Origin of the sequence: Pseudomonas alkylphenolica (assembly GCF_004025535.1) — a bacterium.
Classification (GTDB): domain Bacteria; phylum Pseudomonadota; class Gammaproteobacteria; order Pseudomonadales; family Pseudomonadaceae; genus Aquipseudomonas; species Aquipseudomonas alkylphenolica_A.
Genome location: NZ_QJRG01000034.1, coordinates 651,659 through 678,001, shown reverse-complemented (window position 1 = coordinate 678,001; position 26,343 = coordinate 651,659). Strand labels below are relative to the sequence as shown.

The 26,343-nt window shown below is 61.6% G+C and carries 26 protein-coding genes and 2 pseudogenes; 16 read left to right on the top strand and 12 right to left on the bottom strand.

Annotated elements, in window-relative coordinates; genetic code table 11:
- Positions 1-33 precede the first annotated feature (33 nt).
- A complete protein-coding gene (locus tag DM813_RS07265; RefSeq protein WP_128322728.1) occupies positions 34-729 on the top strand; it encodes an OmpA family protein in 696 nt (231 codons plus the stop codon).
- Positions 730-797: 68 nt separating this feature from the next.
- Here DM813_RS07265 and DM813_RS07260 read toward each other — a convergent pair whose 3' ends face one another.
- The 4 genes from DM813_RS07260 to DM813_RS07245 all read right to left on the bottom strand — a co-directional run bounded on the left by DM813_RS07260 (position 798) and on the right by DM813_RS07245 (position 4,836).
- The gene (locus DM813_RS07260) at positions 798-1,382 is read right to left on the bottom strand and encodes a hypothetical protein (protein ID WP_128322727.1); all 585 of its coding nucleotides are present in this window, start codon (positions 1,380-1,382) and stop codon (positions 798-800) included.
- Between the two features lie 80 nt (positions 1,383-1,462).
- On the bottom strand, positions 1,463-2,365 hold the full coding sequence (locus DM813_RS07255; RefSeq protein ID WP_128322726.1) for an acyltransferase: 903 nt from the start codon (positions 2,363-2,365) through the stop codon (positions 1,463-1,465).
- Positions 2,366-2,367: 2 nt separating this feature from the next.
- Entirely contained in the window at positions 2,368-4,464 is a 2,097-nt protein-coding gene (gene pta, locus DM813_RS07250; protein ID WP_128322725.1) for a phosphate acetyltransferase, read from the bottom strand.
- Between the two features lie 33 nt (positions 4,465-4,497).
- On the bottom strand, positions 4,498-4,836 hold the full coding sequence (locus DM813_RS07245) for a DUF3565 domain-containing protein (RefSeq protein ID WP_128322724.1): 339 nt from the start codon (positions 4,834-4,836) through the stop codon (positions 4,498-4,500).
- On the opposite strand from DM813_RS07245, the gene DM813_RS07240 reads away from it, so the two are divergent.
- From DM813_RS07240 to DM813_RS07230, 3 genes are all read left to right on the top strand, one after another.
- Positions 4,805-5,290 carry an FKBP-type peptidyl-prolyl cis-trans isomerase gene (locus DM813_RS07240; RefSeq protein WP_128322723.1) on the top strand — a complete coding sequence of 162 codons (486 nt, stop codon included), beginning with the start codon at positions 4,805-4,807 and terminating at the stop codon, positions 5,288-5,290. The two genes, DM813_RS07245 and DM813_RS07240, sit on opposite strands and share 32 nt — an antisense overlap.
- Before the next feature lie 155 nt (positions 5,291-5,445).
- Positions 5,446-5,928: a glutathione peroxidase gene (locus tag DM813_RS07235; protein WP_128322722.1), complete on the top strand. Its 483-nt coding sequence runs from the start codon at positions 5,446-5,448 to the stop codon at positions 5,926-5,928.
- A 161-nt stretch (positions 5,929-6,089) separates the two neighbouring features.
- Positions 6,090-7,193, top strand: a complete 1,104-nt coding sequence (locus DM813_RS07230; protein WP_128322721.1) for an NADH:flavin oxidoreductase — start codon at positions 6,090-6,092, stop codon at positions 7,191-7,193.
- On the opposite strand, the gene DM813_RS07225 is transcribed toward DM813_RS07230, so the two are convergent.
- Positions 7,162-8,379 (bottom strand): glycosyltransferase family 4 protein, encoded by a 1,218-nt coding sequence (locus tag DM813_RS07225; RefSeq protein WP_128322720.1) that lies wholly within the window; start codon positions 8,377-8,379, stop codon positions 7,162-7,164. The genes DM813_RS07230 and DM813_RS07225 overlap by 32 nt on opposite strands.
- A 173-nt stretch (positions 8,380-8,552) precedes the next feature.
- Here DM813_RS07225 and DM813_RS28955 point away from each other — a divergent pair.
- Positions 8,553-9,326: pseudogene (locus DM813_RS28955) on the top strand (PAS domain-containing protein); the annotation flags it as partial.
- A gap of 114 nt (positions 9,327-9,440) precedes the next feature.
- The gene (locus DM813_RS28950) at positions 9,441-9,872 is read left to right on the top strand and encodes a methyl-accepting chemotaxis protein (protein ID WP_431311933.1); all 432 of its coding nucleotides are present in this window, start codon (positions 9,441-9,443) and stop codon (positions 9,870-9,872) included.
- A gap of 101 nt (positions 9,873-9,973) precedes the next feature.
- Here the strand turns inward: DM813_RS28950 and DM813_RS07215 are convergent, their stop codons facing one another.
- Positions 9,974-11,314 (bottom strand): amidohydrolase, encoded by a 1,341-nt coding sequence (locus DM813_RS07215; RefSeq protein ID WP_128322718.1) that lies wholly within the window; start codon positions 11,312-11,314, stop codon positions 9,974-9,976.
- A 110-nt stretch (positions 11,315-11,424) separates the two neighbouring features.
- Between DM813_RS07215 and DM813_RS07210 the strand changes: the two genes are divergently transcribed.
- Positions 11,425-12,354 (top strand): LysR family transcriptional regulator, encoded by a 930-nt coding sequence (locus DM813_RS07210; RefSeq protein ID WP_128322717.1) that lies wholly within the window; start codon positions 11,425-11,427, stop codon positions 12,352-12,354.
- A 1-nt stretch (position 12,355) separates the two neighbouring features.
- Here the strand turns inward: DM813_RS07210 and cysZ are convergent, their stop codons facing one another.
- Complete coding sequence (cysZ, locus tag DM813_RS07205) at positions 12,356-13,081, bottom strand: sulfate transporter CysZ (RefSeq protein WP_128322716.1); 726 nt, start codon at positions 13,079-13,081, stop codon at positions 12,356-12,358.
- A gap of 266 nt (positions 13,082-13,347) precedes the next feature.
- Between cysZ and DM813_RS07200 the strand changes: the two genes are divergently transcribed.
- Positions 13,348-13,947 carry a peroxiredoxin gene (locus DM813_RS07200; RefSeq protein ID WP_128322715.1) on the top strand — a complete coding sequence of 200 codons (600 nt, stop codon included), beginning with the start codon at positions 13,348-13,350 and terminating at the stop codon, positions 13,945-13,947.
- Between the two features lie 115 nt (positions 13,948-14,062).
- Positions 14,063-15,025, top strand: a complete 963-nt coding sequence (gene trxB, locus DM813_RS07195) for a thioredoxin-disulfide reductase (RefSeq protein ID WP_128322714.1) — start codon at positions 14,063-14,065, stop codon at positions 15,023-15,025.
- Positions 15,026-15,094: 69 nt separating this feature from the next.
- Here the strand turns inward: trxB and nadC are convergent, their stop codons facing one another.
- Entirely contained in the window at positions 15,095-15,943 is an 849-nt protein-coding gene (gene nadC / locus DM813_RS07190; protein ID WP_128322713.1) for a carboxylating nicotinate-nucleotide diphosphorylase, read from the bottom strand.
- Positions 15,944-16,091: 148 nt separating this feature from the next.
- Between nadC and DM813_RS07185 the strand changes: the two genes are divergently transcribed.
- From DM813_RS07185 to DM813_RS07160, 7 genes and pseudogenes are all read left to right on the top strand, one after another.
- Positions 16,092-18,263 (top strand): DUF1631 domain-containing protein, encoded by a 2,172-nt coding sequence (locus tag DM813_RS07185; protein ID WP_128322712.1) that lies wholly within the window; start codon positions 16,092-16,094, stop codon positions 18,261-18,263.
- Between the two features lie 79 nt (positions 18,264-18,342).
- A complete protein-coding gene (gene ampD, locus DM813_RS07180; RefSeq protein WP_128322711.1) occupies positions 18,343-18,909 on the top strand; it encodes a 1,6-anhydro-N-acetylmuramyl-L-alanine amidase AmpD in 567 nt (188 codons plus the stop codon).
- On the top strand, positions 18,906-19,739 hold the full coding sequence (gene ampE, locus DM813_RS07175) for a regulatory signaling modulator protein AmpE (RefSeq protein WP_128322710.1): 834 nt from the start codon (positions 18,906-18,908) through the stop codon (positions 19,737-19,739). The genes ampD and ampE overlap by 4 nt, the downstream gene beginning before the upstream one ends.
- A 189-nt stretch (positions 19,740-19,928) precedes the next feature.
- Positions 19,929-21,023 (top strand): annotated as a pseudogene (locus DM813_RS28945) (methyl-accepting chemotaxis protein); the annotation flags it as partial.
- Positions 20,997-21,926, top strand: a complete 930-nt coding sequence (locus tag DM813_RS28940) for a methyl-accepting chemotaxis protein (protein WP_431311932.1) — start codon at positions 20,997-20,999, stop codon at positions 21,924-21,926. The pseudogene DM813_RS28945 and the gene DM813_RS28940, both read left to right, overlap by 27 nt.
- Positions 21,927-22,096: 170 nt before the next feature.
- The gene (gene fabV / locus DM813_RS07165; protein ID WP_128322708.1) at positions 22,097-23,293 is read left to right on the top strand and encodes an enoyl-ACP reductase FabV; all 1,197 of its coding nucleotides are present in this window, start codon (positions 22,097-22,099) and stop codon (positions 23,291-23,293) included.
- A 60-nt stretch (positions 23,294-23,353) separates the two neighbouring features.
- Entirely contained in the window at positions 23,354-24,301 is a 948-nt protein-coding gene (locus DM813_RS07160) for an alpha/beta hydrolase family protein (RefSeq protein ID WP_128322707.1), read from the top strand.
- Here DM813_RS07160 and DM813_RS07155 read toward each other — a convergent pair.
- The 4 genes from DM813_RS07155 to DM813_RS07140 are packed head-to-tail and all read right to left on the bottom strand — an operon-like array spanning position 24,288 to position 26,263.
- Entirely contained in the window at positions 24,288-24,626 is a 339-nt protein-coding gene (locus tag DM813_RS07155; RefSeq protein ID WP_164897211.1) for a HopJ type III effector protein, read from the bottom strand. The two genes, DM813_RS07160 and DM813_RS07155, sit on opposite strands and share 14 nt — an antisense overlap.
- Positions 24,619-24,915 carry a DUF1244 domain-containing protein gene (locus DM813_RS07150; RefSeq protein WP_128322705.1) on the bottom strand — a complete coding sequence of 99 codons (297 nt, stop codon included), beginning with the start codon at positions 24,913-24,915 and terminating at the stop codon, positions 24,619-24,621. Before DM813_RS07150 ends, DM813_RS07155 begins: the two co-directional genes overlap by 8 nt.
- Positions 24,916-24,939: 24 nt before the next feature.
- The gene (folM, locus tag DM813_RS07145; protein ID WP_420066436.1) at positions 24,940-25,686 is read right to left on the bottom strand and encodes a dihydromonapterin reductase; all 747 of its coding nucleotides are present in this window, start codon (positions 25,684-25,686) and stop codon (positions 24,940-24,942) included.
- Between the two features lie 7 nt (positions 25,687-25,693).
- Positions 25,694-26,263, bottom strand: a complete 570-nt coding sequence (locus tag DM813_RS07140) for an antibiotic biosynthesis monooxygenase (protein ID WP_128322703.1) — start codon at positions 26,261-26,263, stop codon at positions 25,694-25,696.
- Positions 26,264-26,343 lie beyond the last annotated feature (80 nt).

Here is a 26,343-nt window from a genome sequence, read left to right as displayed (position 1 = left end):
GACCGCAATTCGAATTTCTGTAGGAGCTTGTCCATGTTCACCATGCGTCGTTTGATTATCGTCGCTACCGTTGCGGCCCTGATGACCGGTTGTGCCGGCCAGAACCCGTATGACAACCAGGGTCAGGCGCAACAAGGCTCTACCGGGATGAGCAAAACCGCCAAGTACGGTGGCCTGGGTGCGCTGGCCGGTGCTGTTGCCGGTGCGGCCATCGACCATAACAACCGTGGCAAGGGCGCGCTGATCGGCGCCGCCGCCGTCGGTGCTGCTGCTGCGGGTTATGGCTACTACGCCGACAAGCAGGAAGCCGCCCTGCGCGCGAGCATGGCCAACACCGGTGTCGAGGTTCAGCGTGAAGGCGACCAGATCAAGCTGATCATGCCGGGCAACATCACCTTCGCTACCGATTCGGCGAACATCGCCCCAAGTTTCTACTCGCCGCTGAACAACCTCGCCAACTCCTTCAAGCAGTTCAACCAGAACACCATTGAAGTAGTGGGTTACACCGACAGCACCGGCAGCCGCCAGCACAACATGGACCTGTCCCAGCGTCGTGCCCAGTCGGTGGTCAGCTACCTGACCTCGCAAGGTGTCGATGCCAGCCGTGTGTCGTCCCGTGGCATGGGCCCGGACCAGCCGATTGCCAGCAACGCCGACGCCAATGGCCGCGCGCAAAACCGCCGTGTCGAGGTCAACCTGAAGCCGATTCCTGGTCAGCAGTACCAGTAAGTTTCAGCGGGTGTGAAAAAGGGGAGCCTGGCTCCCCTTTTTTGTGCCTGTGTTCAGGCTAAACAAGGTTACTGCGGAGTCTGGGTGGTGATCGTCAGCACGTCGGTGTAGACGAGGTCGACGGTCTGGCCAACCTTGAGGTTTTTCATCCGTGCCTGCAGCTCAGGGTCTTCGACGATCACGGTTTTGCGTGGGCCTTCAGGCGGCAGCAGGGTGACTTCGTGCTTGTTCAGGTCAATCGCGGTGATTTTCGAGGTGATCTTGATCTGGCGGAAGGCCTCGCCGCCCGGGTTGGGGTTGTCCTTGGTGGCGCGGATCACCCCGGCTTCCTTGCTGGCACCTGGCTCACCGCCCACTTCGGTGTTGAGCACCGTCGCCACTGCACGGGTGACATGGACGTTGACCTGGTCACCGACCTTCAGATTGCCCAGGGCTTTGGCTTTGTCACTGACCTGAATGTCGACCGGCTTGCCGTCCGGGCCGTCGACGGTCACCACGCGCGTGGCCATGTCGATGGCCGTTACTTTGGTGACCACATCGTCTTCAAGGGCGGTGCCGTTGATCAGGATGTCTTTTGCCTGCACGGCGAAACTGGCCGCCGACAGGAGTGAAGCAATGGCAATGGCGTGGGTCAGGCTGCGCAACGGTTTCATAGGCTTACATTCCATGTGGTGGCTAACAAGAAACAGTAGGTACGAAAAGTCGTTGGGACAGCATAGTTGCTGCTGGCAAATCAGGCGTGGTCGTTTTGCCGCAGCTGTTCCAGCAATGCATCCTTGTCATGCCACAGCTGGTTGATCCACTGCTGGAAAGCCAGGCGATAGGCTTCATCCTGGTCATAGTTTTTACCCAGGAACTCGGCCGGGATCGCCAGTTCTTCCAGCTCGACGACGATATGCTTCACGCGCCCGCACAGCAGGTCCCAGAAGCCTGGTGCACCGGCAGGGTAGTGAAGGGTGACGTTGACGATCGACTGCAGCTGCTCGCCCATGGCATCCAGCACAAAGGCGATACCGCCGGCCTTGGGCTTGAGCAGGTGGCGGAACGGCGATTGCTGCTGGCGATGCTTGGCCGGGGTAAAGCGCGTGCCTTCGGCGAAGTTGAAGATGGCCGTGGGCTTGCCGCGAAACCTGGCGCAGGTACGGCGGGTGGTTTCCAGGTCTTTGCCGGCCTTTTCCGGGTGTTTGGCCAGGTACGCCTTGGAATAGCGCTTCATGAACGGGAAGCCCAGCGCCCACCAGGCCAGGCCGATGACCGGCACCCAGATCAGTACCTGCTTGAGGAAGAACTTGAGCGGGCGGATACGCCGGTTGAGCACGTATTGCAGCACCAGGATGTCTACCCAGCTCTGGTGATTGCTGGTGATCAGGTAGCTGTGCTGGTAATCCAGCCCGGCCAGGCCGTTCACCTGCCAGCGGGCTTTGCCGAGCAGGTTGATCCAGGTGTTGTTGTTGCTGATCCAGGCTTCGTGGATGTGTCGCATCAACTCATCGGTAACCCGCTGCGCCGCCGCAAAGGGCAGGCACAGTTTGAACAGGCTGACGATGAACAACGGGGTGCAGCAGACGATGGTGTTGAGCCCCAGCAGCAACGAGGCAATCACCCCGCGCAACGGCGCAGGCAGGAATCCGAGCATGTTCAGCTATCCAGTGAGCGGTTGGCCTGAATTGCGGTCAGGGCAATGGTGTAGACGATGTCGTCGACCTGGGCGCCGCGCGGCAGGTCGTTGACCGGCTTGCGCAGGCCTTGCAGCATCGGCCCGAGGCTGACGCAGTCGGCGCTGCGTTGCACCGCCTTGTGAGTGGTGTTGCCGGTGTTCAGGTCGGGGAACACGAACACTGTGGCACGGCCGGCCACCGGGCTGTTGGGCGCCAGTTCGCGGGCGATTTCAAGGTTGGCGGCAGTGTCGTACTGCAGCGGGCCATCTATCTGCAGGGTGCGCTGCGTCTCCTGGGCCAGCAGGGTGGCTTCGCGGACCTTCTCGACTTCTTCGCCGCTGGCCGATTCACCACTTGAGTAGCTGATCATCGCGACCCGCGGGGCAATGCCGAAGGCATCGGCGGAGTCGGCACTTTGCAGGGCGATCTCGGCCAGCTCGGCGGCCGTCGGGTGCGGGTTCATCACGCAGTCGCCGTACACCAGCACCTGCTCGGGAAACAGCATGAAGTACACCGAAGACACCAGGCTGCAGCCGGGCGCGGTCTTGATCAGTTGCAGGGCCGGGCGGATGGTGTTGGCGGTGGAGTGAACCAGGCCGGAGACCAGGCCATCGACTTCGTCAAGGGCCAGCATCATGGTGCCGATCACCACCGGGTCTTCCAGTTGCTGTTCGGCCATGGGGGCGTTCAGGCTCTTGCTCTTGCGCAGGCTGACCATGGGCTCGACATAGCGTTCGCGGATCTGGTCCGGGTCGATGATCTCCAGGCCCTCGGGCAAGGTGATGCCCTGGGCGCGGGCCACTGCCTGAACATCATCTGGCTTGGCCAGCAGCACGCAGCGGGCGATACCACGCGCCTGGCAGATGGCAGCGGCCTGCACGGTCATCGGCTCGGCGCCTTCGGGCAACACGATGCGCTTGTTGGCTTGCTGGGCGCGCTGAATCAGCTGGTAGCGGAACACCGCCGGCGACAGGCGCAACTCACGCGGCGTACCGCAGCGTTGGTGCAGCCAGTCGGCGTCCAGGTAGCTGGCGACGAAGTCGGTGATGATTTCCGCGCGTTCGCGGTCATCCACCGGGATTTCCTTGTTCAACTGGTTGAGCTGGTTGGCAGTGTCGTAGGAACCGGTGCTCACCGACAGGATCGGCAAGCCGGCCAGCAACGCGCCCTGGCACAGTTCGAGGATGCGTGGGTCCGGCTTGCTGTCGCTGGTCAGCAACAGGCCGGCCAGGGGCACGCCGTTGATCGCGGCCAGGCTCACGGCGAGGATGATGTCGTCGCGATCGCCCGGGGTCACCACCAGCGTGCCGGGCTTGAGCAGCGGCACGGTATTGGCCACGGTTCGGGCGCAGATGATGATCTTGTTCATGCGCCGCTGTTCGTAGTCACCGGCGTTGAGTACCTGGGCGCCGAGCAGCTCGGCCACATCGCGGGTACGCGGGGCGTTGAGGTCGGCCTGGTAGGGAATGCAGCCAAGCAGGCGGAAGTCATCGCCACGCAGCAGCGGCGAATGTTCCTTCAGGCGCCGGGCGAAATCGCTCATGCTTTCGTCGGTGCGCACCTTGTTGAGGATCACCCCGAGGACTTTCGGGTCGCGCGGCCCGCCAAACAGTTGCGCCTGCAACTCGACCCGCCCGGACAGCTCGGTGAGTACTTCGTTTTCTGGCGCCGAGACCAGGATCACCTCGGCATCCAGGCTCTTGGCCAGGTGCAGGTTGACCCGCGCCGCATAGCTGGCGTGACGGGTCGGGACCATGCCCTCGACCACCACCACGTCTTTGCCGACGCAGGCTTGCTGGTACAGGGTGATGATTTCCTCGAGCAGCTCATCGAGCTGGCCATCGCCGAGCATGCGTTCGACATGGGCCAGGCTCAGCGGCTTGGGCGGGTTCAGGCCATGGGTGCGGGCGACCAGTTCGGTGGAGCGCTCGGGCCCGGTATCGCCCGGGTGCGGCTGGGCAATCGGCTTGAAGAAGCCGACTTTAAGCCCGGCGCGCTCAAGAGTGCGAACCAGGCCGAGGCTGATGGACGTCAGGCCGACACCAAAGTCGGTCGGCGCGATGAAAAATGTCTGCATGCAAACGTCTCGAAATGCGCTAGGCAAAAAGAATCAATGTTCAAGGGTATCGCTATCGGCACCCTGAGCGCACCAGCCACACGCAAATGGCTGGCCAATGCGTTGCTGGCGCTGCTCGGCGTCGAGCACCCAGGCCCGCGACTGCCAGGGCGGCAGGTGGCGCAGGTGCTGGGTATGCCCGCACGACAGCGCGACCACCCAGTGGCCGTCCTCGTCCTGATGAAAACCCAGCACCCGGCTGCAGGGCGGGGTAACCCGTTTGTCCGGGTTACGGTCGCTTTCGGACGATGCGTTGGTTACACTTGTTCGTTCTACATTCTTATGCAAAAGGTCTCGCCCCATGCTGATCGCCGCCAACAAGGCTGTCTCCATCGACTATACCCTGACCAACGACGCTGGTGAGGTCATCGACAGCTCCGCCGGCGGCGCTCCGCTGGTCTACCTGCATGGCGCAGGCAACATCATTCCGGGCCTGGAAAAAGCCCTGGAAGGCAAAGCTGCCGGCGACGAGCTGGAAGTTGCCATCGAGCCGGAAGATGCCTACGGCGAATACCTGGCCGAACTGGTCAGCACCCTGAACCGCAGCATGTTCGAAGGCGTCGACCAACTGGAAGTGGGCATGCAGTTCCACGCTTCTGCGCCGGACGGCCAGATGCAGATCGTTACCATCCGTGATCTGGACGGCGACGACGTAACTGTCGACGGCAACCACCCACTGGCTGGCCAGCGCCTGAACTTCAAGGTCAAGGTCGTCAACATTCGTGACGCCAGCGAAGAAGAAGTAGCCCATGGCCACGTCCATGGCGAAGGTGGCCATCACCACTGATTTTCTGCGCTAAGCTCAGAGAGTCGCGAAGGCGCCCGGGCAAGACCGTCGCACTCCAACAGGGGAAGACGGCTTGGCAGGGCGCCTTTTTAATGGGCTGCTGTTACTACTTGCAGCCCGCAGCGGCAACCGGGAACTGGAGAGGGGAGTTCGTCATGAGTGCATTTCACGACCTGAAGTTGCAGGCGCTGAATGGCCAGGAGTTGCCTCTGGCGCCATTCAAGGGCCAGGTGGTGCTGGTGGTCAATGTCGCCTCGAAGTGTGGCCTGACCCCGCAATATGCGGCGCTGGAAAACCTGTATCAGCAATACAAGGGCCAGGGTTTCAGCGTGCTGGGCCTGCCGTGCAATCAGTTTGCCGGGCAGGAGCCGGGCACTGAAGATGAAATCCAGCAGTTCTGCAGCGTGAATTACGGGGTTACGTTCCCGCTGGGTAGCAAGCTGGAGGTCAATGGCGCGGAGCGTCATCAGCTGTATCGTTTGCTGGCGGGTGAAGGCGCCGAGTTCCCTGGCGACATCACCTGGAACTTCGAGAAGTTTCTGGTCGGCAAGGATGGCCGGGTGCTGGCGCGTTTCTCGCCGCGCACTGCACCGGATGATGCGACAGTGGTGCACGCGATCGAGAAGGCCCTGGCCTGATGTAGGCGCGGATTTATCCGCGAAGGCCCGCAGCGCGGGCCTAATGCAGATAAATCCGCGGCTACACGGCGATGATCCAAAATCACTCAAATCAATAGTGCTGGGCCGCCCTGTCGGCTCACCCTATCCTCAGGCGCATTCCTTTCTCACTGGAGCGCCACATGTCCGTCACCGCGTTGTTTACTCCCGTCCAGTTGGGCACCCTTGAGCTGCCGAGCCGTGTGGTCATGGCGCCGATGACCCGTACCTTCTGCCCCGGTGGCGTACCGCATGCCCAGGTGGTCGAATATTACCGCCGTCGCGCGGCTGCCGGCGTCGGCCTGATCATCACCGAGGGCACCACGGTGGGCCACAAGGCTGCCAACGGTTATCCCAATGTGCCGCGCTTCTATGGTGAAGATGCCCTGGCTGGCTGGAAGCAGGTGGTTGACGCCGTGCACGCCGAGGGTGGTCGCATTGTTCCGCAATTGTGGCATGTGGGGAGTGTGCGCCGCGTGGGCACCGAACCCGATGGCAGCGTTCCCGGTTACGGCCCGAGCGAAAAGAGCAAAGATGGCCAGGTGCTGATTCATGGCATGACCCGCGAGGATATTGCCGAGGTGATCCAGGCTTTTGCTCAAGCGGCCCGCGACGCTCAGGCCATCGGCATGGACGGTGTCGAGATTCACGGCGCCCATGGTTACCTGATCGACCAGTTCTTCTGGGAGGCCAGCAACCAGCGTACCGATGAGTACGGTGGCGACCTGGCCGGGCGCTCGCGCTTTGCCATCGAGTTGATCAGCGCCGTGCGGGCTGCGGTTGGCCCGGATTTCCCTATCATTTTCCGCTTCTCCCAATGGAAACAGCAGGACTACAGCGCCCGTCTGGTTGAAAGCGCCGACGCCCTGGCGGCCTTCCTCAAGCCGCTGGCCGACGCCGGTGTGGATATCTTCCACTGTTCCACCCGCCGCTTCTGGGAACCCGAATTCGCGGGCTCGGACCTGAACCTGGCCGGCTGGACCCGCCAGCTCACCGGAAAACCCACCATTACCGTGGGCAGTGTCGGCCTGGACGGCGAGTTCCTGCAGTTCATGGTGGCGACCGACAAGGTGGCGCAGCCGGCCAGCCTGGAAAACCTGCTGACACGTCTTGAAAATGACGAGTTCGATCTGGTGGCCGTAGGCCGTGCGCTGCTGGTTGATCCGGATTGGGCGGCCAAGGTCCGTGACGGTCGCGAACAGGACATCCTGCCGTTTAGCCGTGAGGCGTTGACGACCCTGGTTTGATCACCAGCGCTGCCGCGTGAGGCTGCACACTGTCGCCCGGCGGCAGGTGACACGCCGCGCGCAGGTGGCCCTCGAACTGCTCGATCACTGCCGGCCAGCCTTGGCGGCTGGCGTGTTGTCGGGCATTGAGGCGCACCCTGCGCAAGGCTTCGGCGTCTTCGAGCAACCAGTTGCAGGCATCGATGAAGGCGTCCACATCGCCAGGCATGGCCAGCGCCCCACTGTGACCATGGCGGATATGCTGGGCGGCCGCAGCCTGGTCGTAGGCCACCACGCCCAGCCCTGAGGCCATTGCCTCGAGCACCACGTTGCCGAACGTTTCGGTCAAGCTAGGGAACAGGAAGATATCCCCGCAGGCATAGTGCTCGGCCAGGGCTTGACCTTGTTGGGCGCCGCAGAAAATCGCATCGGGCAGCTGCTGTTCCAGGCTGCTGCGCTGCGGACCTTCGCCGACCACGATCAATTTGATCTGGTGTTGTGGATAACTTTGTCGTGCAGCGTGCAGGCACTGCTGCAGCACGCCGAGGTTTTTCTCCGGCGCCAGGCGCCCGACGTACAGCAAGGCAATGTCGTCGCTGCCCAGCCCCCACTGATCGCGCAGTGCCTGATTGCGCCTGCCGGGAGTGAACAGCTGGCTGTCGACGCCACGGGCCATCATCGCCAGGTTGTCGAAGCCTCGGCGTTCCAGTTCAAGGCGTTGACTGATGCTCGGGACCAGGGTGGCGTGAGTGCGCCGGTGAAACCAGCGCAGGTAGTGCGTAAGCAACCGCGCCAGCAGGCCCAGGCCGTACTCGCTGGCGTACTGGTGAAAGTTGGTGTGAAAGCCGCTGACCACGGCGATGCCCAGCCGGCGTGCGGCGCGTAGTGCAGTTAAGCCCAGGGGCCCTTCGGTAGCAATGTACAGCACGTCCGGGCGCTGCCGACGCCAGCGGCGCATGAGTTTGTGCATCGACACCTGACCCCATTGCAGCCCCGGGTAGCCGGGCAATGGCCAGTTGCGGCAGAGCAGCTGCAGGTCGTCGGTTGGCCCCAGTGGATCGGCAGATTGGCGAGGCCGAATCAGCTCGACGTGATGGCCGCGTTGGCGCAAGCCTTCACTCAGGCGGCCGAGAGTACTGGCCACGCCGTTGATTTCGGGTGGGAAGGTTTCGCTGATCAGGGTGACATGCAGGGACGTTGCGCTCATGAAGACCAGTTTCAGCGGCCGTGATTGCGCTGCGGTGACACAACTGTGACTGATTTGTGACGCCCGATATCCGGCGGCGCAACGGCAGAAAAAAATCCCGGGGGGTACTCAAGAATGTCCGACGAACGGCCGATGCAGATGCATTCGAGTGCCGACTCCGCTTCAGGGTAGCAATGATGTTCAACAGCAAACTGAAAAAAGAAAACCTCCAGCTGCGCGAAGCGTTGCTATCCGTGGAGCAGGTCAAGAGCAGCCTGGACAGCGAGATGCTCGTGCTGCAGCTCGATCCGCAAGGCAGCATCGAATCGGTCAACAGCAATTTCGAGAAGGAAATGCTCTACAGCAGCCATCAGCTGCTGGGGCGCAACATCGAGGAAATCATACCGGCGCACGTCAAGCAGCTGGATTTCTACAAACGCATGAAAACCGCCATTACCCGTGGCGAACACCTCAACGGCGCGTTTCGCCTGCTACGCGGCAATGGTGAAGAGGCCTGGTTGCGTTCGATCCTGCAGCCGGTCAAGGACAGCACCGGGCGCATCATGCACTTTACCCTGCACTCCAGTGACCTGACCCGCACCATCGAAACCTCGCGTGAGCATGAAAGCCTGATCAAGGCGCTGATGCGCTCTACGGCGGTCATCGAGTTCAACCTGCAAGGCGAGGTACTGGCCGCCAATGACCGCTTCCTGCAGACCATGGGCTATCGCCTGGAACAGGTTGTCGGCAAGCACCACCGGATGTTCTGCGAGCCTGAGGAATACAACTCCAGCGCCTACCAGGCATTCTGGGACAGCCTGCGTCGTGGCGACTTCATCGCCGAGCGCTTCAAGCGTGTGGATGCCCATGGCCGTGTGGTCTGGCTCGAAGCCTCTTACAACCCGATCATCGATGCCCACGATGTGCTCTACAAGGTGGTCAAGTTCGCCACGGTGATCACCGACCAGGTCAATCAGGAAATCGCCGTTGCCCAGGCTGCCGACATTGCCTACAGCACCTCGTTGGAAACCGACAACAGTGCACGCAAGGCCACTGACGTGGTGACCCAGACCGTGGATGTGATGCGCGCCCTGGAGTCGTGCATGCAGGAGGCCGCTGAAGGCATCGAGGCGTTGAACAAGCAGTCTCAGGTGATCGGCTCGATCATCAAGACCATCAGCGATATCGCCGGGCAAACCAACCTGCTGGCACTCAATGCGGCGATCGAAGCGGCCCGTGCCGGTGAGCAGGGCCGTGGTTTTGCCGTGGTGGCGGATGAAGTGCGGCAACTGGCTTCGCGTACCAGCACTGCCACCGAGGAAATCGCCCGGGTGGTGCAGCAGAACGAACAACTGGCCAAGGCGGCAGTGGACATTATCGACAGCAGCAAGCGCCAGGCCGAGCAGGGCCTGACTCTGGCCGGGCAGACCGGCACGGTGATCGTCGAGATCCAGGACGGGGCGAAGAAAGTGGTCAGCGCGGTGGGGCAGTTCTCCAACCAGCTGGGTGGCTGACGGTAGGCGCGGATTTATCCGCGATGGCCGCAAGGGCGGCGCTGAAATGGGCCTGCTACGCAGTCCATCGCGGATAAATCCGCTCCTACAGGTATAGTGTTTCAGCGGGCTTGATTGAAGAATGCGTTCAAGGTCGCTGCTACGGCCCGGACACCGGTGGCAATCGCCGGCAGCTCGACGACAAAGCCTGGCGTGTGGTTCATCGCCGAGGGCAGCTGCTTTTTCTCGATCAGGTTCTTGTACACATCCGGCTTGCCCGAGCCCACCTCGAGGAACAGGACCTTTGTGTCTGGATACGGGCTGGCGAGCATGTGGAAATCTTCCGAGCCCATGAGCGGCGGCATGCCGGGCAACACCTTGTCGGCCCCCAGCTGATCCACCAACGCCGCTTGCGCCAGCTCGGTCTGCGCCTTGCCGTTGAACACCGGAGTGGCATGGCCTTTCATGGTGTATCTGGCCTGGTAGTCGGCAGGCATGTCGTTCATTACCAGCACCCCTCGGGTGACCGACTTGATGCCCTCGATCAAGCGTTCGCGCACCTGTTCGTCGTACCAGCGCAGGTTGAGTTTGAGCGTCGCACTCACCGGAATGATGTTGTTGTTCACCCCTGCCTGAAACGCCCCGACGGTCAGTACCGCCGGCTTGGACTGATCGACCATGCGGCTGATGATGGTCTGGTAGCCCATGACCGCCATGGCCCCCATCACCACCGGGTCCTTGGTGACGTGGGGCGTTGAGCCATGGCCACCGATGCCGGGCAGCTCGACGTCGATCTGGTCGGTGCCGGCCAGCCGCGGTCCTTCCCGCAGGCCGACACTACCGGCCGGGTAAACTGGCGAGACATGTGCCGCCAGCAGCACATCCGGCTTCGGCGCAAAGTCGTAGAGGCCGTTGTTGACCATGGCCGTGGCACCTTCGAGGACTTCTTCTGCCGGTTGCGCGACCAGCACCAGGGTGCCCGACCACTGGTCCTTGAGCTGGGACATCACCTTGGCCACCTCCATCAACCAGGTGGTGTGGGCGTCGTGGCCGCAGGCATGCATCACCGGCTGAGCGGGGTTGCCGAGCCAGGGCGTGACCTTACTGCTCTGATAGGGCAGGCCCGTCGCTTCCTTGATCGGCAGGGCGTCCATGTCGGCGCGGTACATCACCACCGGCCCGGGCCCGTTGCGCAGAATGCCCACGACACCGGTGGTACCTATCGCGGTTTTTACCTCGAAGCCCTGCGCTCGCAGGGCTTCGGCTACCTGGGCAGCAGTTTGTGTTTCCTGGAAGGCCAGTTCGGGGTTGCGGTGCAACTGCTTGAACTGTTCGATCATCTGCGCTTCGTCCTGTTTCACCAGAGCGTCGATGCGAGTGTTGAGGTCGGTAGGGGCAGCGTGTACCGAGAAGGCGCTGACGCAGACGAGGGTCAGCAGGCTCGGGCGAAGAAACGAAGGCATGGCGTCAATCCTTGTACATTGTTGTTCTTGAGGACGGTGTTGCGGGCTCGGGCAAGTCTGTGTATCTCTACCTTGTGCGTCCAATGCAAAAATACCCAAGGATTGATGCAGTGACCGACTCAATTGATTTGAAGCGAATCCGCCACTTGGTGTTGCTCAGCGAAGAGTTGCACTTCTCCCGGGCAGCCGAGCGGGCCAACCTGTCGCAAACAGCCTTCAGCCGCAGCATTCAGTCGTTGGAGGCCGACCTCGGGGTGCGTTTGTTTGACCGTGATACCCGTTCAGTTGTGCTTACGGCTGCAGGACGGCAGTTGTTGGCGAGCGGGCGGGAATTGCTCGGGTGCGCCGGTCGCCTGCTTGCCGAGGCCAATCACATTGCCCAGGCTGAAGGCGGCGAGTTGAATTTCGGTGCCGGCATGATGGCTGCCAACCTGTACCTGGGCGATGCGCTGACTACGTTACGCAAGCGGATTCCCAAGCTGGCGATCAAGGTTGAGGTCAATCACTGGAATCAACTGGTGCAACGCCTGGAGCAAGATCAGATCGAGTTCTTCGTGGCCTTTACCTGCGATCCGGCGCGCAAGAGCGATCCGCGCTTCGAGATCACTCCGCTACCTGCAGCGCCCGCTTCAGTGTTCTGCCGGGCCGGACATCCTCTGCTTGCGCAGCAGGCGCCGATAACGCGCGAGCAATTGCTGGAGTATCCCTGGAGTTCGGTACTGTTCGATGAAACAGCGCCGGTGCAATTGCGCGAGTTGCTGGGCTTGCCTGATGGCACGGTCGCGCCGCTGGCGCTGGGCTGCAATGACCTGCAGTTACTACGCACTACAACCCTTGGCAGTGATGCGTTGCTGTTTACCTGGCAAGCCTGGCTTGAGGAGGACCTGCACACCGGTGCGATGCATGATATGGGGGCGTTGCTGCAGCCTGGTCTTCCGGATGGCGGCTGCAGCATTGCCAGTGCGATTGTCACCCATGCAGGGCGTACGTTGTCGCCGATTGCGCGTCAGGCGATCGCGCTGATCAAGGCTGCTGCCTGACTCAACGCTCACGCACCCAGAACAAGGTGGCACCGGCCACGGCGGCGGGCATCATCAGGATGTTGAGGAAGGGCACGAGCAGTACCAGGTACACCGAGCCACCAAAACCCAGGCTCTGCCAGCGCTTTTCACGCAACCAGGCGAGCATGTCCTGCCAGCTCATCTTGTGGTTGTCCGCCGGGTAGTCAATGTACTGGATGGCCATCATCCAGATACCAAACAGCAACCACAGCGGTGCGGCGATGATGTTGACCACTGGAATCAGCGAGAGGACGAACAGGGCAATGGCGCGGGGCAAAAAATAACCCAGCTTGCGCATTTCGCGCGCCAGTGTACGCGGCACCATTGCCATCAGTTCGGCAGTGCTGAACGCCGGGAAGTCGTCGGTGCCACGCACCACTACTTCGACCTTCTCCGCGAGAAAGCCATTGAACGGCGCAGCAATGATGTTGGCCAGCATGGTGAAGGTGAAGAACACCATCAGCCCCACCAGCACCACGAACAGCGGCCACAGCACATAGTTGAGGAAGCTCAGCCAGTTGGGCAGGCTGGGCATCAGCGAGTCGACCCAGAGGCTGAACTGGTGGCCAGCAAAATAGATCAGGCCGACGAACAGTAGCAGGTTGACTGCCAGCGGCAGCAACACGAACAGGCGCAGGCTCGGGCTCAGGACCAGTTTCAGACCTTCGCGCAGGTACTGTGGGCCAGAGAGGACAGGGGCTTGCATAGAGGACTCCGGGTAAAGGCAAACGCGCTGACCTTACCGAGTTTGAGCGGTTGGCGAAAGCACGGCCGAACTGACGAAACGGGCTGTAACAAAAGCCGGGCAGACTCTTTGCACTGCCTTCATAGGCAAACAGCAGTGCTGCCTGGGGATGAATAGACTCGGCCTATAAGGTGGATTGTCTAAGGATATTTCCTTACTCTCTGCGGCCTCGCTAAAGTGCGCACAACTTTTCAACGCCTTCGAATTCTAATCTTCAAGGAGTTTTCATGAGCATTCTGGTCAACAAGCAAGCCCCTGATTTCGATGCGGCGGCGGTGCTGGGCGACGGTTCGATCGTCGACAGCTTCAAGCTTTCTTCGCTGCGCGGCAAATACGTCGTGCTGTTCTTCTGGCCGCTGGACTTCACCTTTGTCTGCCCGTCGGAAATCATTGCCCACAACAACCGAATGGACAAATTCCGTGAGCTGGGTGTGGAAGTGGTTGGTGTTTCGATCGACTCGCAGTTTACCCACTACGCCTGGCGTAACACTCCGGTCGAGAAAGGCGGTATCGGTGAAGTCGAATTCACCATGGTCGCTGACGTGACCCACGAGATCACCCGTGCCTATGGCATCGAACATGAAGACGGTGTGGCACTGCGTGCCTCGTTCCTGATCGACCAGCAAGGCGTGGTGCAGCACCAGGTGGTGAACAACCTGCCGCTGGGCCGCGAAGTCGACGAGATGATCCGTCTGGTCGAAGCCCTGCAGTTCACCGAGCAGCACGGTGAAGTCTGCCCGGCCGGCTGGCGCCCAGGTCAGAAAGGTATGAAGGCTGATGCCAAAGGCGTTGCCGACTACCTGGCAGAGAATGCCAACAGCCTGTAAGGCTGCGCTTTAACGTTTTCAGAACCTGCGACTCAAAGCCTTCCCCAAGTGCTTCGCAGGTTCTTTTTTATTCCAGAAGCGGGCATTAGATCGCCCGCCTCGACAGGAGAGAGTCATGTCTGAAGTACGTCATTCGCGAGTGATTATTCTTGGCTCCGGCCCTGCCGGCTACAGCGCTGCCGTTTACGCAGCCCGTGCCAACCTCAAGCCGCTGCTGATCACCGGCATGCAGGCTGGCGGTCAGCTGACCACCACCACCGAAGTCGACAACTGGCCGGGCGACGCCCACGGCCTGACCGGTCCGGCCCTGATGCAGCGCATGCAGGAACACGCCGAGCGTTTCGAGACCGAAGTGGTGTTCGACCACATCAACGCCGTCGACCTGGCCAGCAAGCCGTACACCCTCAAGGGTGACAGCGCTACCTACACCTGCGATGCCCTGATCATCGCCACCGGTGCCAGCGCGCGTTACCTGGGCCTGCCGTCGGAAGAGGCGTTCATGGGCAAGGGTGTTTCTGCCTGCGCGACCTGCGACGGTTTCTTCTACCGCAACAAGCCAGTGGCTGTGGTCGGTGGCGGCAACACGGCGGTTGAAGAGGCGCTGTACCTGGCCAACATCGCCAGCAAAGTGACCCTGGTTCACCGCCGCGATACTTTCCGTGCCGAGAAGATCCTGATCGACAAGCTCAATGCACGTGTTGCCGAAGGCAAGATCGAGCTGAAACTCAATGCCAACCTGGACGAAGTGCTGGGTGACAACATGGGCGTGACCGGTGCCCGCCTGAAGAACAACGACGGCAGCTTCGACGAAGTGAAGGTCGACGGCGTGTTCATCGCCATTGGCCACACCCCGAACACCTCGCTGTTCGAAGGCCAGCTGACCCTCAAGGACGGCTACCTGGTGGTCAACGGCGGTCGTGACGGCAACGCCACTGCTACCAACGTCGAAGGCGTGTTCGCCGCTGGCGACGTGGCTGACCACGTTTACCGTCAGGCCATCACCTCCGCCGGCGCCGGCTGCATGGCGGCGCTGGATGTCGAGCGCTACCTGGACGGGCTGCAGAACGCAGCACACTGATAGCGTCAGCGCGGGGCCTGGCCTCGCGAGCACAAAAAAACCGGCCATCAGGCCGGTTTTTTTATGCCTTCAGAGGCTCAGTCGCATCGACAGGTCGACGGCTTTGACATCCTTGGTCATGGCGCCGATCGAGATGTAGTCGACGCCGGTCTCGGCAATCACCCGCAGGGTGCTTTCGTTGACCCCGCCGCTGGCTTCAAGCTTGGCCTTGCCGGCATTCAGACGCACGGCTTCGCGCATGTCGTCCAGGCTCAGCTCATCGAGCATGACGATGTCGGCGCCGGCATCCAGGGCCTGCTTGAGTTCGTCGAGGCTCTCGACTTCGACCTCCACCGGCTTGCCGGGGGCGATCTTGTGGGCGGCCTTGATGGCTTCGGCAATACCGCCGCTTGCAGCGATGTGGTTTTCCTTGATCAGGAAGGCATCGAACAGGCCGATCCGGTGGTTGTGGCAGCCGCCACAGGTCACCGCATACTTTTGCGCCAGGCGCAGGCCCGGCAGGGTCTTGCGGGTGTCGAGCAGCTTGACCTGGGTGTCGGCAACCATGTCGGCCAGCGATTGTGCGCGGGTGGCCACGCCCGAGAGCATCTGCAAAAAGTTCAGCGCGCTGCGCTCACCGGTCAGCAGCGAGCGGGCCGGACCTTCGAGGTGGAACAACGGCTGGTCGGGTTGCGCCCGATCGCCGTCCTTGACCTGCCAATGCACCGCTACGCGCGGGTCGAGTTTGCGAAACACCGCGTCGACCCAGGCGGTACCGGCAATTACGCAGTTTTCACGGGTAATGATGGTGGCTTTGGCCAGACGCTCGGCCGGGATCAACTGGGCGGTAATGTCGCCGCTGCCGATGTCTTCGTTCAGCGCACGGCGCACGTTGGCTTCGATTTCGGCGGTCAGGTCGGCGAGGCGTAAATTCGGCATGGCAGGCTCCACAAGCAAAGTGGCGGGATTATAGGGCAGGCCGTGCTGGCGAGTGTCTTGATTTTGCCAGATAATGCGACTTGTATTTGACGTCATGTCATTGACGATGCCTCGCCTCAATTCAACTTTACCCTGCAAGGAGTACGGGATGCACAACGACGGCAAGGTGGTGCCGATCAAGGCGGCCACCGATCAGGCGTTCACTGCGCCTCTTGCTCGTCTGCCCATGGTGCTCCTGCAGGTTCGTGACAAAGCGGCGTTGCAATTGCGTCAGGGATTGCAGGCTTTGTTCGACAACGCTGACGATACGCTGTTCGAAATGGCCGACAAGGCAGTCAGCAACAGTGTGCAGAATTACCTGTTTGAAGCCATGCGCGATCTGCGCCACAAGCGCACCAACATCGAACGTGGTTACCTCGACCGTTTTTATGCAGCCTTTGTGCAGATCGGCCATGCCGAGTCGACGCTGTCGCCCATTGCGGTGGCACGCGACGACGCTGCGGCGCACATGGCTGATGATGACCAGGAACGTAGCCAGGCCCTGCAGGCGATGGTCGAGCGAGCCCTTGCCCGCGATGGCATTGCCCTCAACCAGTTGACCCTGCGCATGTGCGCCCTGACCGGCCAGGGCCTGGACGATCAGCGCAACCCGTTGGGGCCGGCGATGCTTTGCGAGTACTTCCTGCAGGCCGGGCGCAATCTGGGGGTGGGGCTGAAGGTCAAGCTGATCATTCTGCAGTTGTTCGAGCGCTATGTACTGCAGGATGCCGACCAGCTGTATGGCGAGGCCAATCAGTTGCTGGTCGCGACCGGTGTGCTGCCCGAACTCAAGGCTGTTCCTCGCCGCCGAATGGCGCCCCATCCGGTGGTCAGCCCGCACCCCCAGGTGCAGGGCGAGCAAGACGCCGAGCTGGACGCCAACGAGCAGGCAGTATTCGATGCCTTGCAAAGCCTGCTTTCTAAGGTGCGCGGGCGTGTTGCGCCGCGCATGGAGGCCAGCGCGCCGATGCAGCCGATCAGCACCCGCGACCTGCTGCGCCTGCTGTCGCATTTGCAGCACTATGTACCGGCCACCAGCGATCCCGACGGGTTCGACCTGCACCAGCAGCTTGAACAACTGCTCACGCGGGTCAGTATGAAAAGCGGCACCTACCGCAAGGTCGAGGTGGTTGATGAAGATGTGATCAACCTGATCGCCATGCTCTTCGAGTTCATCCTCGCCGATCGCAACCTCCCGCAATCCTTGCGCAGCTTGATCGGGCGCCTGCAGATCCCGATGCTCAAAGTTGCGGTACTGGACAAACGCTTCTTCAGCCGCAGCGGCCACCCTGCCCGGCGCCTGCTCAATGAAATTGCCAGTGCCGCCATGGGCTGGGGTAGCCGTGAGGATTATCAGCGCGACGCCCTTTACCTGCGGGTGGAGAAGATCGTCCAGCGCCTGCTCAACGACTTTGACGATGACCCGGCGATTTTTTCCGAGTTGCTGTCGGACTTTCTTGCCTTTAGCAGTGATGAGCGGCGCCGCAGCGAACTGCTCGAGCAGCGTACCCGTGATGCCGAAGAAGGCCGCGCCCGTACCCTGTTGGCGCGCCAGCGCGTGCAACAGGAGCTCAACCGCCGGGTACTGGGCAAATCCTTGCCGCGATTCGTCGTGCGGATGCTCGAAGAGGCCTGGAGCCAGGTGCTGTTGCTGGCCTGTCTCAAGCATGGCGACACCTCCGTGCAGTGGCTGGACGCACTGGGCGCCATGGATGAGCTGCTCTGGAGCGTTGAGCGCCACAGCGAGCCGCAGGCGCAGCAGCGTTTGCTGGCAGTGGTCCCGGGGTTGCTCAAGGTGTTGCGTGACGGCCTGGCCAGTGCCGCGTTCGATCCCTTCGCCACCAGCGAGTTCTTTGCCGAGCTGGAGGCCTTGCATGTGCAGGCGTTCGATAACCGCTTCGATGGTGATGCGGCCGAGCGCGTGCTGGTACTTGATGAAATCGTGCTTAGCGGCCCGGAACAGGAGGCGCCCGAGCCCGGCAACCCGCGCCTGGCCGAAGACGACCCGGCACTGCAGCAAGTGCAACGGCTGCGTATCGGCCACTGGATCGAGTGGATGGACGAGGGCGAGGCGCAGCGCTGCAAACTGATCGCCCAGATCGACAGCACCGACTCGTTCATTTTCGTCAATCGCACCGGCCTCAAGGTGCGCGAGTACTCGCGCATGGCTCTGGCGGTTGCCTTGCGCCGCGGCGAAGTGCGCCAGCTTGATGATGCACTGCTGTTCGACCGGGCCCTGGATTCAGTGGTCGTTCAGTTGCGCCAGCATCAATTGCGCTAGGGCCGCGCACGTTTTAACGATGCATCTGCTGACGCCACGGGGCATACTGGGGGCGTGCTCTCGTGTTACAGGATTTTCTATGCAACTGGACCGCACCACAGGCTGGTTCGCCGGTATCACCCATTGCCCTTCACCGAATTTCAATGCCCGCGCCGAAGGCGAGGTCATTTCCCTGCTGGTGATTCACAACATCAGCTTGCCGCCCGCGCAGTTCGCCACCGGCAAGGTTCAGGAGTTCTTCCAGAACCGCCTGGACCCCGATGAACACCCCTACTTTGACGGTATCAAGCACTTGCGCGTGTCTGCGCATTTTCTGATCGAGCGTGATGGCGAGGTCACCCAGTTTGTGTCCTGCCTGGACCGCGCCTGGCATGCCGGTGTTTCCAGCTTCGCCGGGCGTGAGGCCTGCAACGACTTTTCCATCGGTATCGAACTGGAAGGTACCGACGAATTACCCTTTACCGATGCCCAGTATCAGGCACTGCAGGCGCTGACCCGGCAGATTCAGGCGGCCTGGCCAGCGATCGATACGCAGCGCATCCAGGGCCACAGTGACATCGCTCCGGGGCGCAAGACCGACCCCGGGCCGGCCTTCGACTGGCTGCGTTATCGAGCGGCCTTGCAGGATAGCGAGGACAGATCATGAGTTTTCTGGTGTTGTTACTGGTGCTGTGGGTCGAGAAGTTCTCGGCTCTTCGACAGCGATTGCAGCGCGATGGCTTCTTTCATGCCGAACTGGCGCGCCTGGAGCGCAGCGGCAAAACGCATCCATGGTGGGTGCTGACGATCCTGGTGCTGTTGCCAGTAGCCTTGGTGGCCTTGCTGGTGCATGTGCTGGCGCCGGTCGCCTACGGCCTGTTGGCCCTGCCGGTGCACCTGCTGGTGCTGATCTACAGCCTGGGCCGAGGCGATGTCAAAGGGGCGCTGGGGCCATTTCGCGATGCATGGCGCCGCGGTGATGAACAGGCGGCGGTGCATGTCGCCGAACGCGACCTGGCGATAACGGCAGATGATGCCTCATCCTTGCTCGGGCGGGTTGAGGGGCATTTGCTGTGGGAGGCGTACCAGAGCTTTTTTGCCGTGATTTTCTGGTATGTGCTGCTGGGGCCGGCCGCAGCACTGGCTTACCGGCTGCTGGCACTGGTAGCCGAACGTGCCCAGTTCCCGGCCTTGCGCGAACGTGCCGAACAACTGCGTCACGCCTTTGACTGGGCGCCGGTGCGGGTTCTGGGGGTGAGCTTTGCCCTGGTGGGTAATTTTGTCGCAGTGAGCCGGGTGATGCTGCATGAGTTGCTCAACTGGAACATCCCGGCGCCCCGGTTGATCGCGACGGTCGGCCGCGTTGCCACGGACATGCCAGCCGCCGCGCCCGCAGGCCCTGAAGGGTTGGTTGGTCTTGATCTGCTGTGGGAGCTGTTGTTGCGCTCGGCCGTGCTCTGGTACGCCTGTTTTGCCTTGTGGACCGTACTGGGCTGAGGCGCTGTGAGGGGCGACCGTTGGTCCGCCCCGGTATCGATTAACCTTAAGTTACAAAACCCCGTTCCGATATGCGTTATACAGGTGCTGGTAGTACCATCAGTGGCCTAGTGCCATTGCGCTCGAAAAAAACAATAAAAATCGGAGGGACCGCCAGTGAAGAGCCTGTTGTATCCGGCCATCGCGCTGATGAACCGCTTGAGCTTCGGGATGAAGTTCAGCCTGATCAGTATCATGTTTTTCCTGCCCATGCTGGTGACCAACTACTATCTGGTCCGCGACTCCTATGCGCAGTTTCATGCTACCCAGGTGGAGCTGCAGAGCCTCGAACTGCTGCGCAGCAGCCTGGCCCTGCGCGGTGACGTGGAGGCGCTGAGCAATCTGGTGCAGATCAATGCGGTACTGGGCCAGTCGGGCAAGGCCGGGGAGGTCGAAAAGCAGATTTCCAGCCTTGAACAGCAGGTGCAGCGCCAGCTGTCCGGGCTCAATGCGGTCAATGCCGATGAAGCTCAGGCTCAAGCCTTTCAAGCCAAGCGTGATGAAATGCTGGCCCAGCTGGAGACGGCCCGCAAGGAAACCTCGCTGCTGAGCAAAGCGGCGATGCTGGACAAATTGCTCGCGCAATCCCAGGTGTTGAGCAAAGTTGTTGCCAGTCAGGCGGGGCTGAACCAGGACAGCGATTCGGCCATTCGCCAACTGACCGAGCTAATGACCACGGTCACCCCGGAAGTCACCCAGATGCTCGGCGAAGGCCGTGCCATGGGCGCTTACTCGCTGGGGCAAGGGTTTCTCAACTCATCGTCCAGCAGCCGCTTTGAGGAGTTGTTGCAGCGCCTCGACAAACTTGCCGCCGACTACGCGCTGCGCCTCGAGGATGCCTTGGCGACCGATCCTGGTGTAAGGGCTCACCTGGGTAGCCTGGCCGCCAGCAGCCAGGGTTCGTTGAAGCAGGCCGGCGAACTGTTCGAAGAGCAGGTGGTGATGGCCGAAACCCTCGATACGCCGTGGCTGGGCTTTTACCAGCAGGTCAGTGCACTCATGGCGCAGACCTACGCGTTGAACACTGCTACCAGCGAGTTCCTCGACCGCCAGTTGCAGCAACGTCTGGGCGAGCACCGTCTGCATATGGTGTTTCTCGTGTCTGCCCTGGCCTGCGTGTTTTTCCTGATCGTGTACCTCTACGGCGGCTTCTATGCCTCGACCCGGCATACCTTGAAATCCCTCGGAGCGGTGATGGACAAAGTGGCCGCCGGCGACATGACCGTAAATTTCCGCGCCAGCAGCCGTGACGAACTGGGTGAGCTTGGGCAGGTCTTCAACGGCACCGTGCAGCGTATCCACGACCTGATCGAGCAAGTCGGCCATACGGTGGTCGAGGTCGAGCGTCAGGCCGAGCAGGTGCACGCAGTATCGGCGCGCAGTAACCAGGCGGTGAGTGGCCAGCGAGGTCAGATTGAACAGGTTGCCACCGCCATGAACCAGATGTCCGCCACTGCCCAGGAAGTGGCGCGCAGCGCCGCCGCAGCCGTCAACAGTGCCCACAGCGTCAATCAGGAGACGGTCAGCGGTCGTGGCCTGGTTGAGTCGCAGCAAGGCAATATCGTGCGCCTGGCCGGTGAAATCGATCAATCCGTGCTGGTTATCAATCAGCTGGCCAGCGACAGCCAGGCGATCAGCCGGGTGCTGGAGGTGATCAAGAGCATCGCCGAGCAGACCAACCTGCTGGCGCTTAACGCGGCGATCGAGGCGGCGCGAGCCGGGGAGCAGGGCCGTGGTTTTGCTGTGGTTGCCGATGAAGTGCGCACCCTGGCCAAGCGCACCCAGCAATCAACCGAAGAAATCGAGCAGATGATCTCGCGCCTGCAGGGCGGTGTTGGCGCCGCAGTCAAGGCCATGGATGCCAGCCATCAGGTGGCCTCCGGAACGGTCGGGCAGTCGCAGCAGGTCCAGCAGGCGCTGGAGAATATCCTTGGCGCGGTCGGCAGCATCGTTGACCAGAACCAGCAGATTGCGGCCGCAGTAGAGCAGCAAACCGCCGTGGCACAGGATATCGACCAGAACATTGTCGAGATCAACCGGGCTGCCGAGCACACGACCCAGGGTGCCCACCAGACCGAGGATGCCAGCCGTCAATTGAATGCCCAGGTGATGGAGTTGAAGCGCCTGATCGGTGCCTTCAGGGTCTGAGATCAGCGGTTGCTGATCTTTTCCCCGCTGTGACAAAGTAGCGCCCTGAAGGATTCCAGGGAGCCGGATGTGTCGGCAACGCTGCGGGTGTAGTCTCACCCTCACAGCAACGGAACCTCGAGTCCCCGCGATTCGGCTCCCTCAGCAAATTCACTGACGAGGTACAGACATTGGTCATCCATCCTAAAGTTCGCGGTTTTATCTGCACCACTACGCACCCGAAGGGTTGCGAACTGAACGTACGTGATCAGATCGAAGCCACCCGCAAGCTGGGCGTGCGCGAGGATGGTCCGAAAAAGGTGCTGGTGATCGGTGCATCCAGCGGCTACGGCCTGGCAGCGCGCATTACCGCTGCGTTCGGTTTCGGTGCTGACACCCTGGGTGTGTTCTTCGAAAAGCCGGGCACTGAAACCAAGCCGGGTACCGCAGGCTGGTACAACGCCGCCGCGTTCGACAAGTTCGCCAAGGCCGAAGGCCTGTACAGCAAGTCGGTCAACGGCGACGCCTTCTCCGACGAAGCGCGGGCCAAGGTGATCGAGCTGATCAAGAACGAAATGGGTGGCCAGGTTGATCTGGTGATCTACTCGCTGGCATCGCCTGTGCGCAAGCTGCCAGGCACCGACACCGTCGTGCGTTCGGCGCTCAAGCCTATCGGCCAGCCGTACAAGTCGACAGCCATCGACACTAACAAAGACACCATCATCGAGGCGTCGATCGAGCCTGCCACCGATCAGGAAATCGCCGACACCGTGACCGTCATGGGTGGCCAGGACTGGGAACTGTGGATCGATGCCCTGAACGCTGCTGGCGTTCTCGCGCCACAGGCCCGCACCGTGGCCTTCAGCTACATCGGTACCGAGATCACCTGGCCGATCTACTGGCACGGTGCGCTGGGCAAGGCCAAGCAGGACCTCGACGAAACTGCCGTGCGTCTGGGCAAAAAAGTCGGCGGTAGCGCCAACGTGGCCGTGCTCAAGTCGGTTGTAACTCAGGCCAGCTCGGCCATTCCGGTCATGCCGTTGTACCTGTCGATGGTCTTCAAGATCATGCAGGAGAAGGGTGTTCACGAAGGTACCCAGGATCAGCTGGACCGCATGTTCCGTGACCGCATGTACCGTGCCGACGGTGCCCCGGCGGAACTGGACGAGAAGGGCCGCTTGCGCCTGGACGACTGGGAACTGCGTGACGACGTGCAGGACGCCTGCAAGGCCATGTGGCCGCAAGTGACCACCGAGAACCTGTTCGAGCTGACCGACTACGCCGGTTACAAGAAGCAGTTCCTTAACCTGTTCGGTTTCGAGCGCTCGGACGTCGACTACGACGCTGACGTCGCCACCGATGTAAAGTTTGACTGCATCGAGCTGTAACCCGCCCACCGCCGCCGCCCCTGTGTTCGCACCGGGGCGGCGACTGTTTGAGGTTTCCCCATGAGCAGCCTCGAAACATTTCCCCCTCTGCCCGCCGTCAGCAACACCGCCCAGGCGTTTGTTGAATGTGCAGGCGATGGTTATCCACTCGGCGGCTTTTGCTGGCGCCACGCGGTCCCAGACAGCACCCGTGCAGTGGTGATCATCAACGCGGCGACGTCGGTGCGGTGCAGTTATTACGCCCGCTTTGCCCAATACCTGTTCAGCCACGGCTTCGATGTCATGACTTATGACTATCGCGGTATCGGCGAGTCGCGACCACAGGTCATGCGCCATTTCCAGGCGTCCTGGACCGACTGGGGAGCGCTGGATTTCGAGGCCATCCTGCAACGCGCCGCACGCGAGTTCCCCGGTCAACCCATTGATGTCGTCGGCCACAGCTTTGGCGGCTGCGCGGCGGGGCTGGCCACTTCGTCTGCCCGGGTGCGCCGGCTGGTGACGGTCGGTGCCCAGTTTGCCTACTGGCGTGACTATGCGGCCGACAGCCGTTGGCAGCTGTTCGGCAAATGGCATGTGCTGATGCCGTTGCTGACGCGGGTATTCGGTTATTTTCCGGGCAAACGCCTGGGCTGGCTCGAGGATACGCCGGCCGGCGTGGTCAGAGACTGGAGTACACGGACCGCAGCCTACGAGTTGCGCCCCAGTGGCAAGGCGCTGGGTGAGTTGCCCTTTGCCCGGGTGAAGGCGCAGACGCTGGCGATCAGCCTGACCGACGATCCTTTCGGTACGGTGGCGGCAATCGAGCGTTTGCTGGGTTATTTCGAAGGCAGTTCACGCAGCCATCTGCGCATTGCGCCGGCTGACATCGAGGTGGCCCAGATCGGTCATTTCGCATTCTTCCACAACCGCTTTCAGAAGCGGCTCTGGCCAATTGCCCTGCATTGGCTGCAGCAGGGGCAACTGGCCGACAACACGCCAGGACGGGTGCTGGCGCTTAACGTGCCTTGAGCGGCTGCGCGCTGAAGCTCACCCCGGCCAGGCCGTGCTGGATCAGGGCGCGGATGTTGCCGTGATCAGTGCCTTCGGGGGTCGCCAGCACCGAGCGATAGTGCTCGCCGAACGCCAGCAGCGCTTCCTGGTCGCTCAAGCCTTCGAGCAGGGCCAGGCCCAGGGTCTTGCACGAGCCTTCGTTCTGCCCGGCAGCGTTTTCCACGCCGCCATTGGTGAACGCCTGTGGCTGGTAGTCGTAATGGGCTGCGATAAAGCTCAGGGTGTCGGCGAATTGATGTGCGCCGGACGCCAGGCTGGTGCGCAGGGTGTTCAGATCAGTCATTTGGCTTTCCTTTGGCATACGCCGCCTGTTGTTCGGCGCTGGCTTCTTTCTGGTATTGGGTTTTCCATTCGGCGTAAGGCATGCCGTACACCACTTCACGGGCCTCATCCATGCTCAGCTCGATCTGACGCTCGTCGGCGGCGGCCTTGTACCATTTGGACAGGCAGTTGCGGCAGAAGCCGGAGAGGTTCATCAGGTCGATGTTCTGCACATCCTTGCGGCTGTCCAGGTGGGCTACCAGCCGGCGGAATGCCGCGGCTTCGAGCTCGAGTTTCTGTTGGTCGTTCATGGTCGTTCTCGTGACAGGGACAATTCAATCGACGGCAATTCGGTTCTTCAGGTGACGGCCACCGTTGATGACCACGTTGCTGCCTGTGCTGTATTGGCTTTCGAGCAGGAACTGCACCGCTTCGATCAGCGGCTGGGCACCGGGCTCGAATTCCAGCAGGGCCTTTTTAAGGGTTTGCTGGCGATAGGCGTCGTCGCTGTTTTCCTTGAGGATCAGCAGCCCTGGCAGAATCGCGTTGACCCTGACCACCGGGGCGTACTTTTCGGCAAACGACAGCACCATGTTTTGCAACGCCGCTTTGGTGGCGGCATAGCCGATATGGCTCTTGCTGCCGCGCGAGGAAGTTTCGTCGCAGATATGGATGATATCGGCCTTGTTCATCTTCAGCAGTTGCTCGCCCAGCGCCAGGTTCAGGTGATAGGGCGCTTCGACATGCAGCTTGAACATGGTGTTGAGGTTGGCCAGGTCATCATCGAGCCACAGCGATGCGTTGTGGATGATCGCGCGCAGGCCATCGTAGTTGCGCTGCAGGTGGTCGATCAGGGCCAGACGGTCCTGCTCCAGGCACAGGTCGGCCTGAAACTGGATGATGTTCGGATGCTCAGCCTTGGGGCTTTTACTGCGGCTGGCGCTGACCACGGTATGGCCGGCCTGCGCCAGGTTCAGGGCCAACGCCAGGCCGACTCGCTGGCTGGCTCCGGTGACAAGAATTGGGCTGTTCATGGTGGGGGCGGTCAACTTTTGCAGGTTCGCTTGGATAGCCCCCAGCATACCCGAACTAAGCGGGGTTGCGCGCACCCTGCGGGCTGGCGCGACGTGTCGGCGCATTGAGCCAGTTGGCCAGTACGCGGGTCGACAACGGGATGAAGAAATACACCATCAAGGGCGTCAGGCCCAAGGTGCTCAGCAATATTCGCGGCACCAGGTCCAGGGCACTGAGCCAGTGGCCGAACAGCAGGTTGAACAACAGCGAAACGGGAAAGAACGCGAGCCAGATTGCTACTGCTTGTTTCCAGCGTGGTGGACGTTGCACCGGATTGGTGCCAAACCAGCCGTCCAGGCCACTGGCGCGCAACTCCAGGGGTTGCTCGAACAGGCCGTTGCCGCGGGCCAGCCAGGCCTTGCGCGAGGCCGAGTGCTCCCAGGCCTGCATGGTCTGCTCGTTGGTGAAGCGGAAGATGATCTGGAACTCGTCCCCCTGCGGAGGCGGCGCGAGCACGCCGGAGCCCAGGTAACCGGTAAAGTCGGTGGCCAGCTGTTCGCCTTCGTGCAGCCAGCTCATCAGGTCCTGATAGCGGCCTTCGGCGACGCGGCGCGTCACCATCAAGGTTACGGGTGGGGTAGACATTGTGTATCTCCTGGCAACTGGGCGTGGCGGGTGGCCTGCCCATGAAATGCGTCCGGGGTGGTGGACGGCATCTGCTTGCA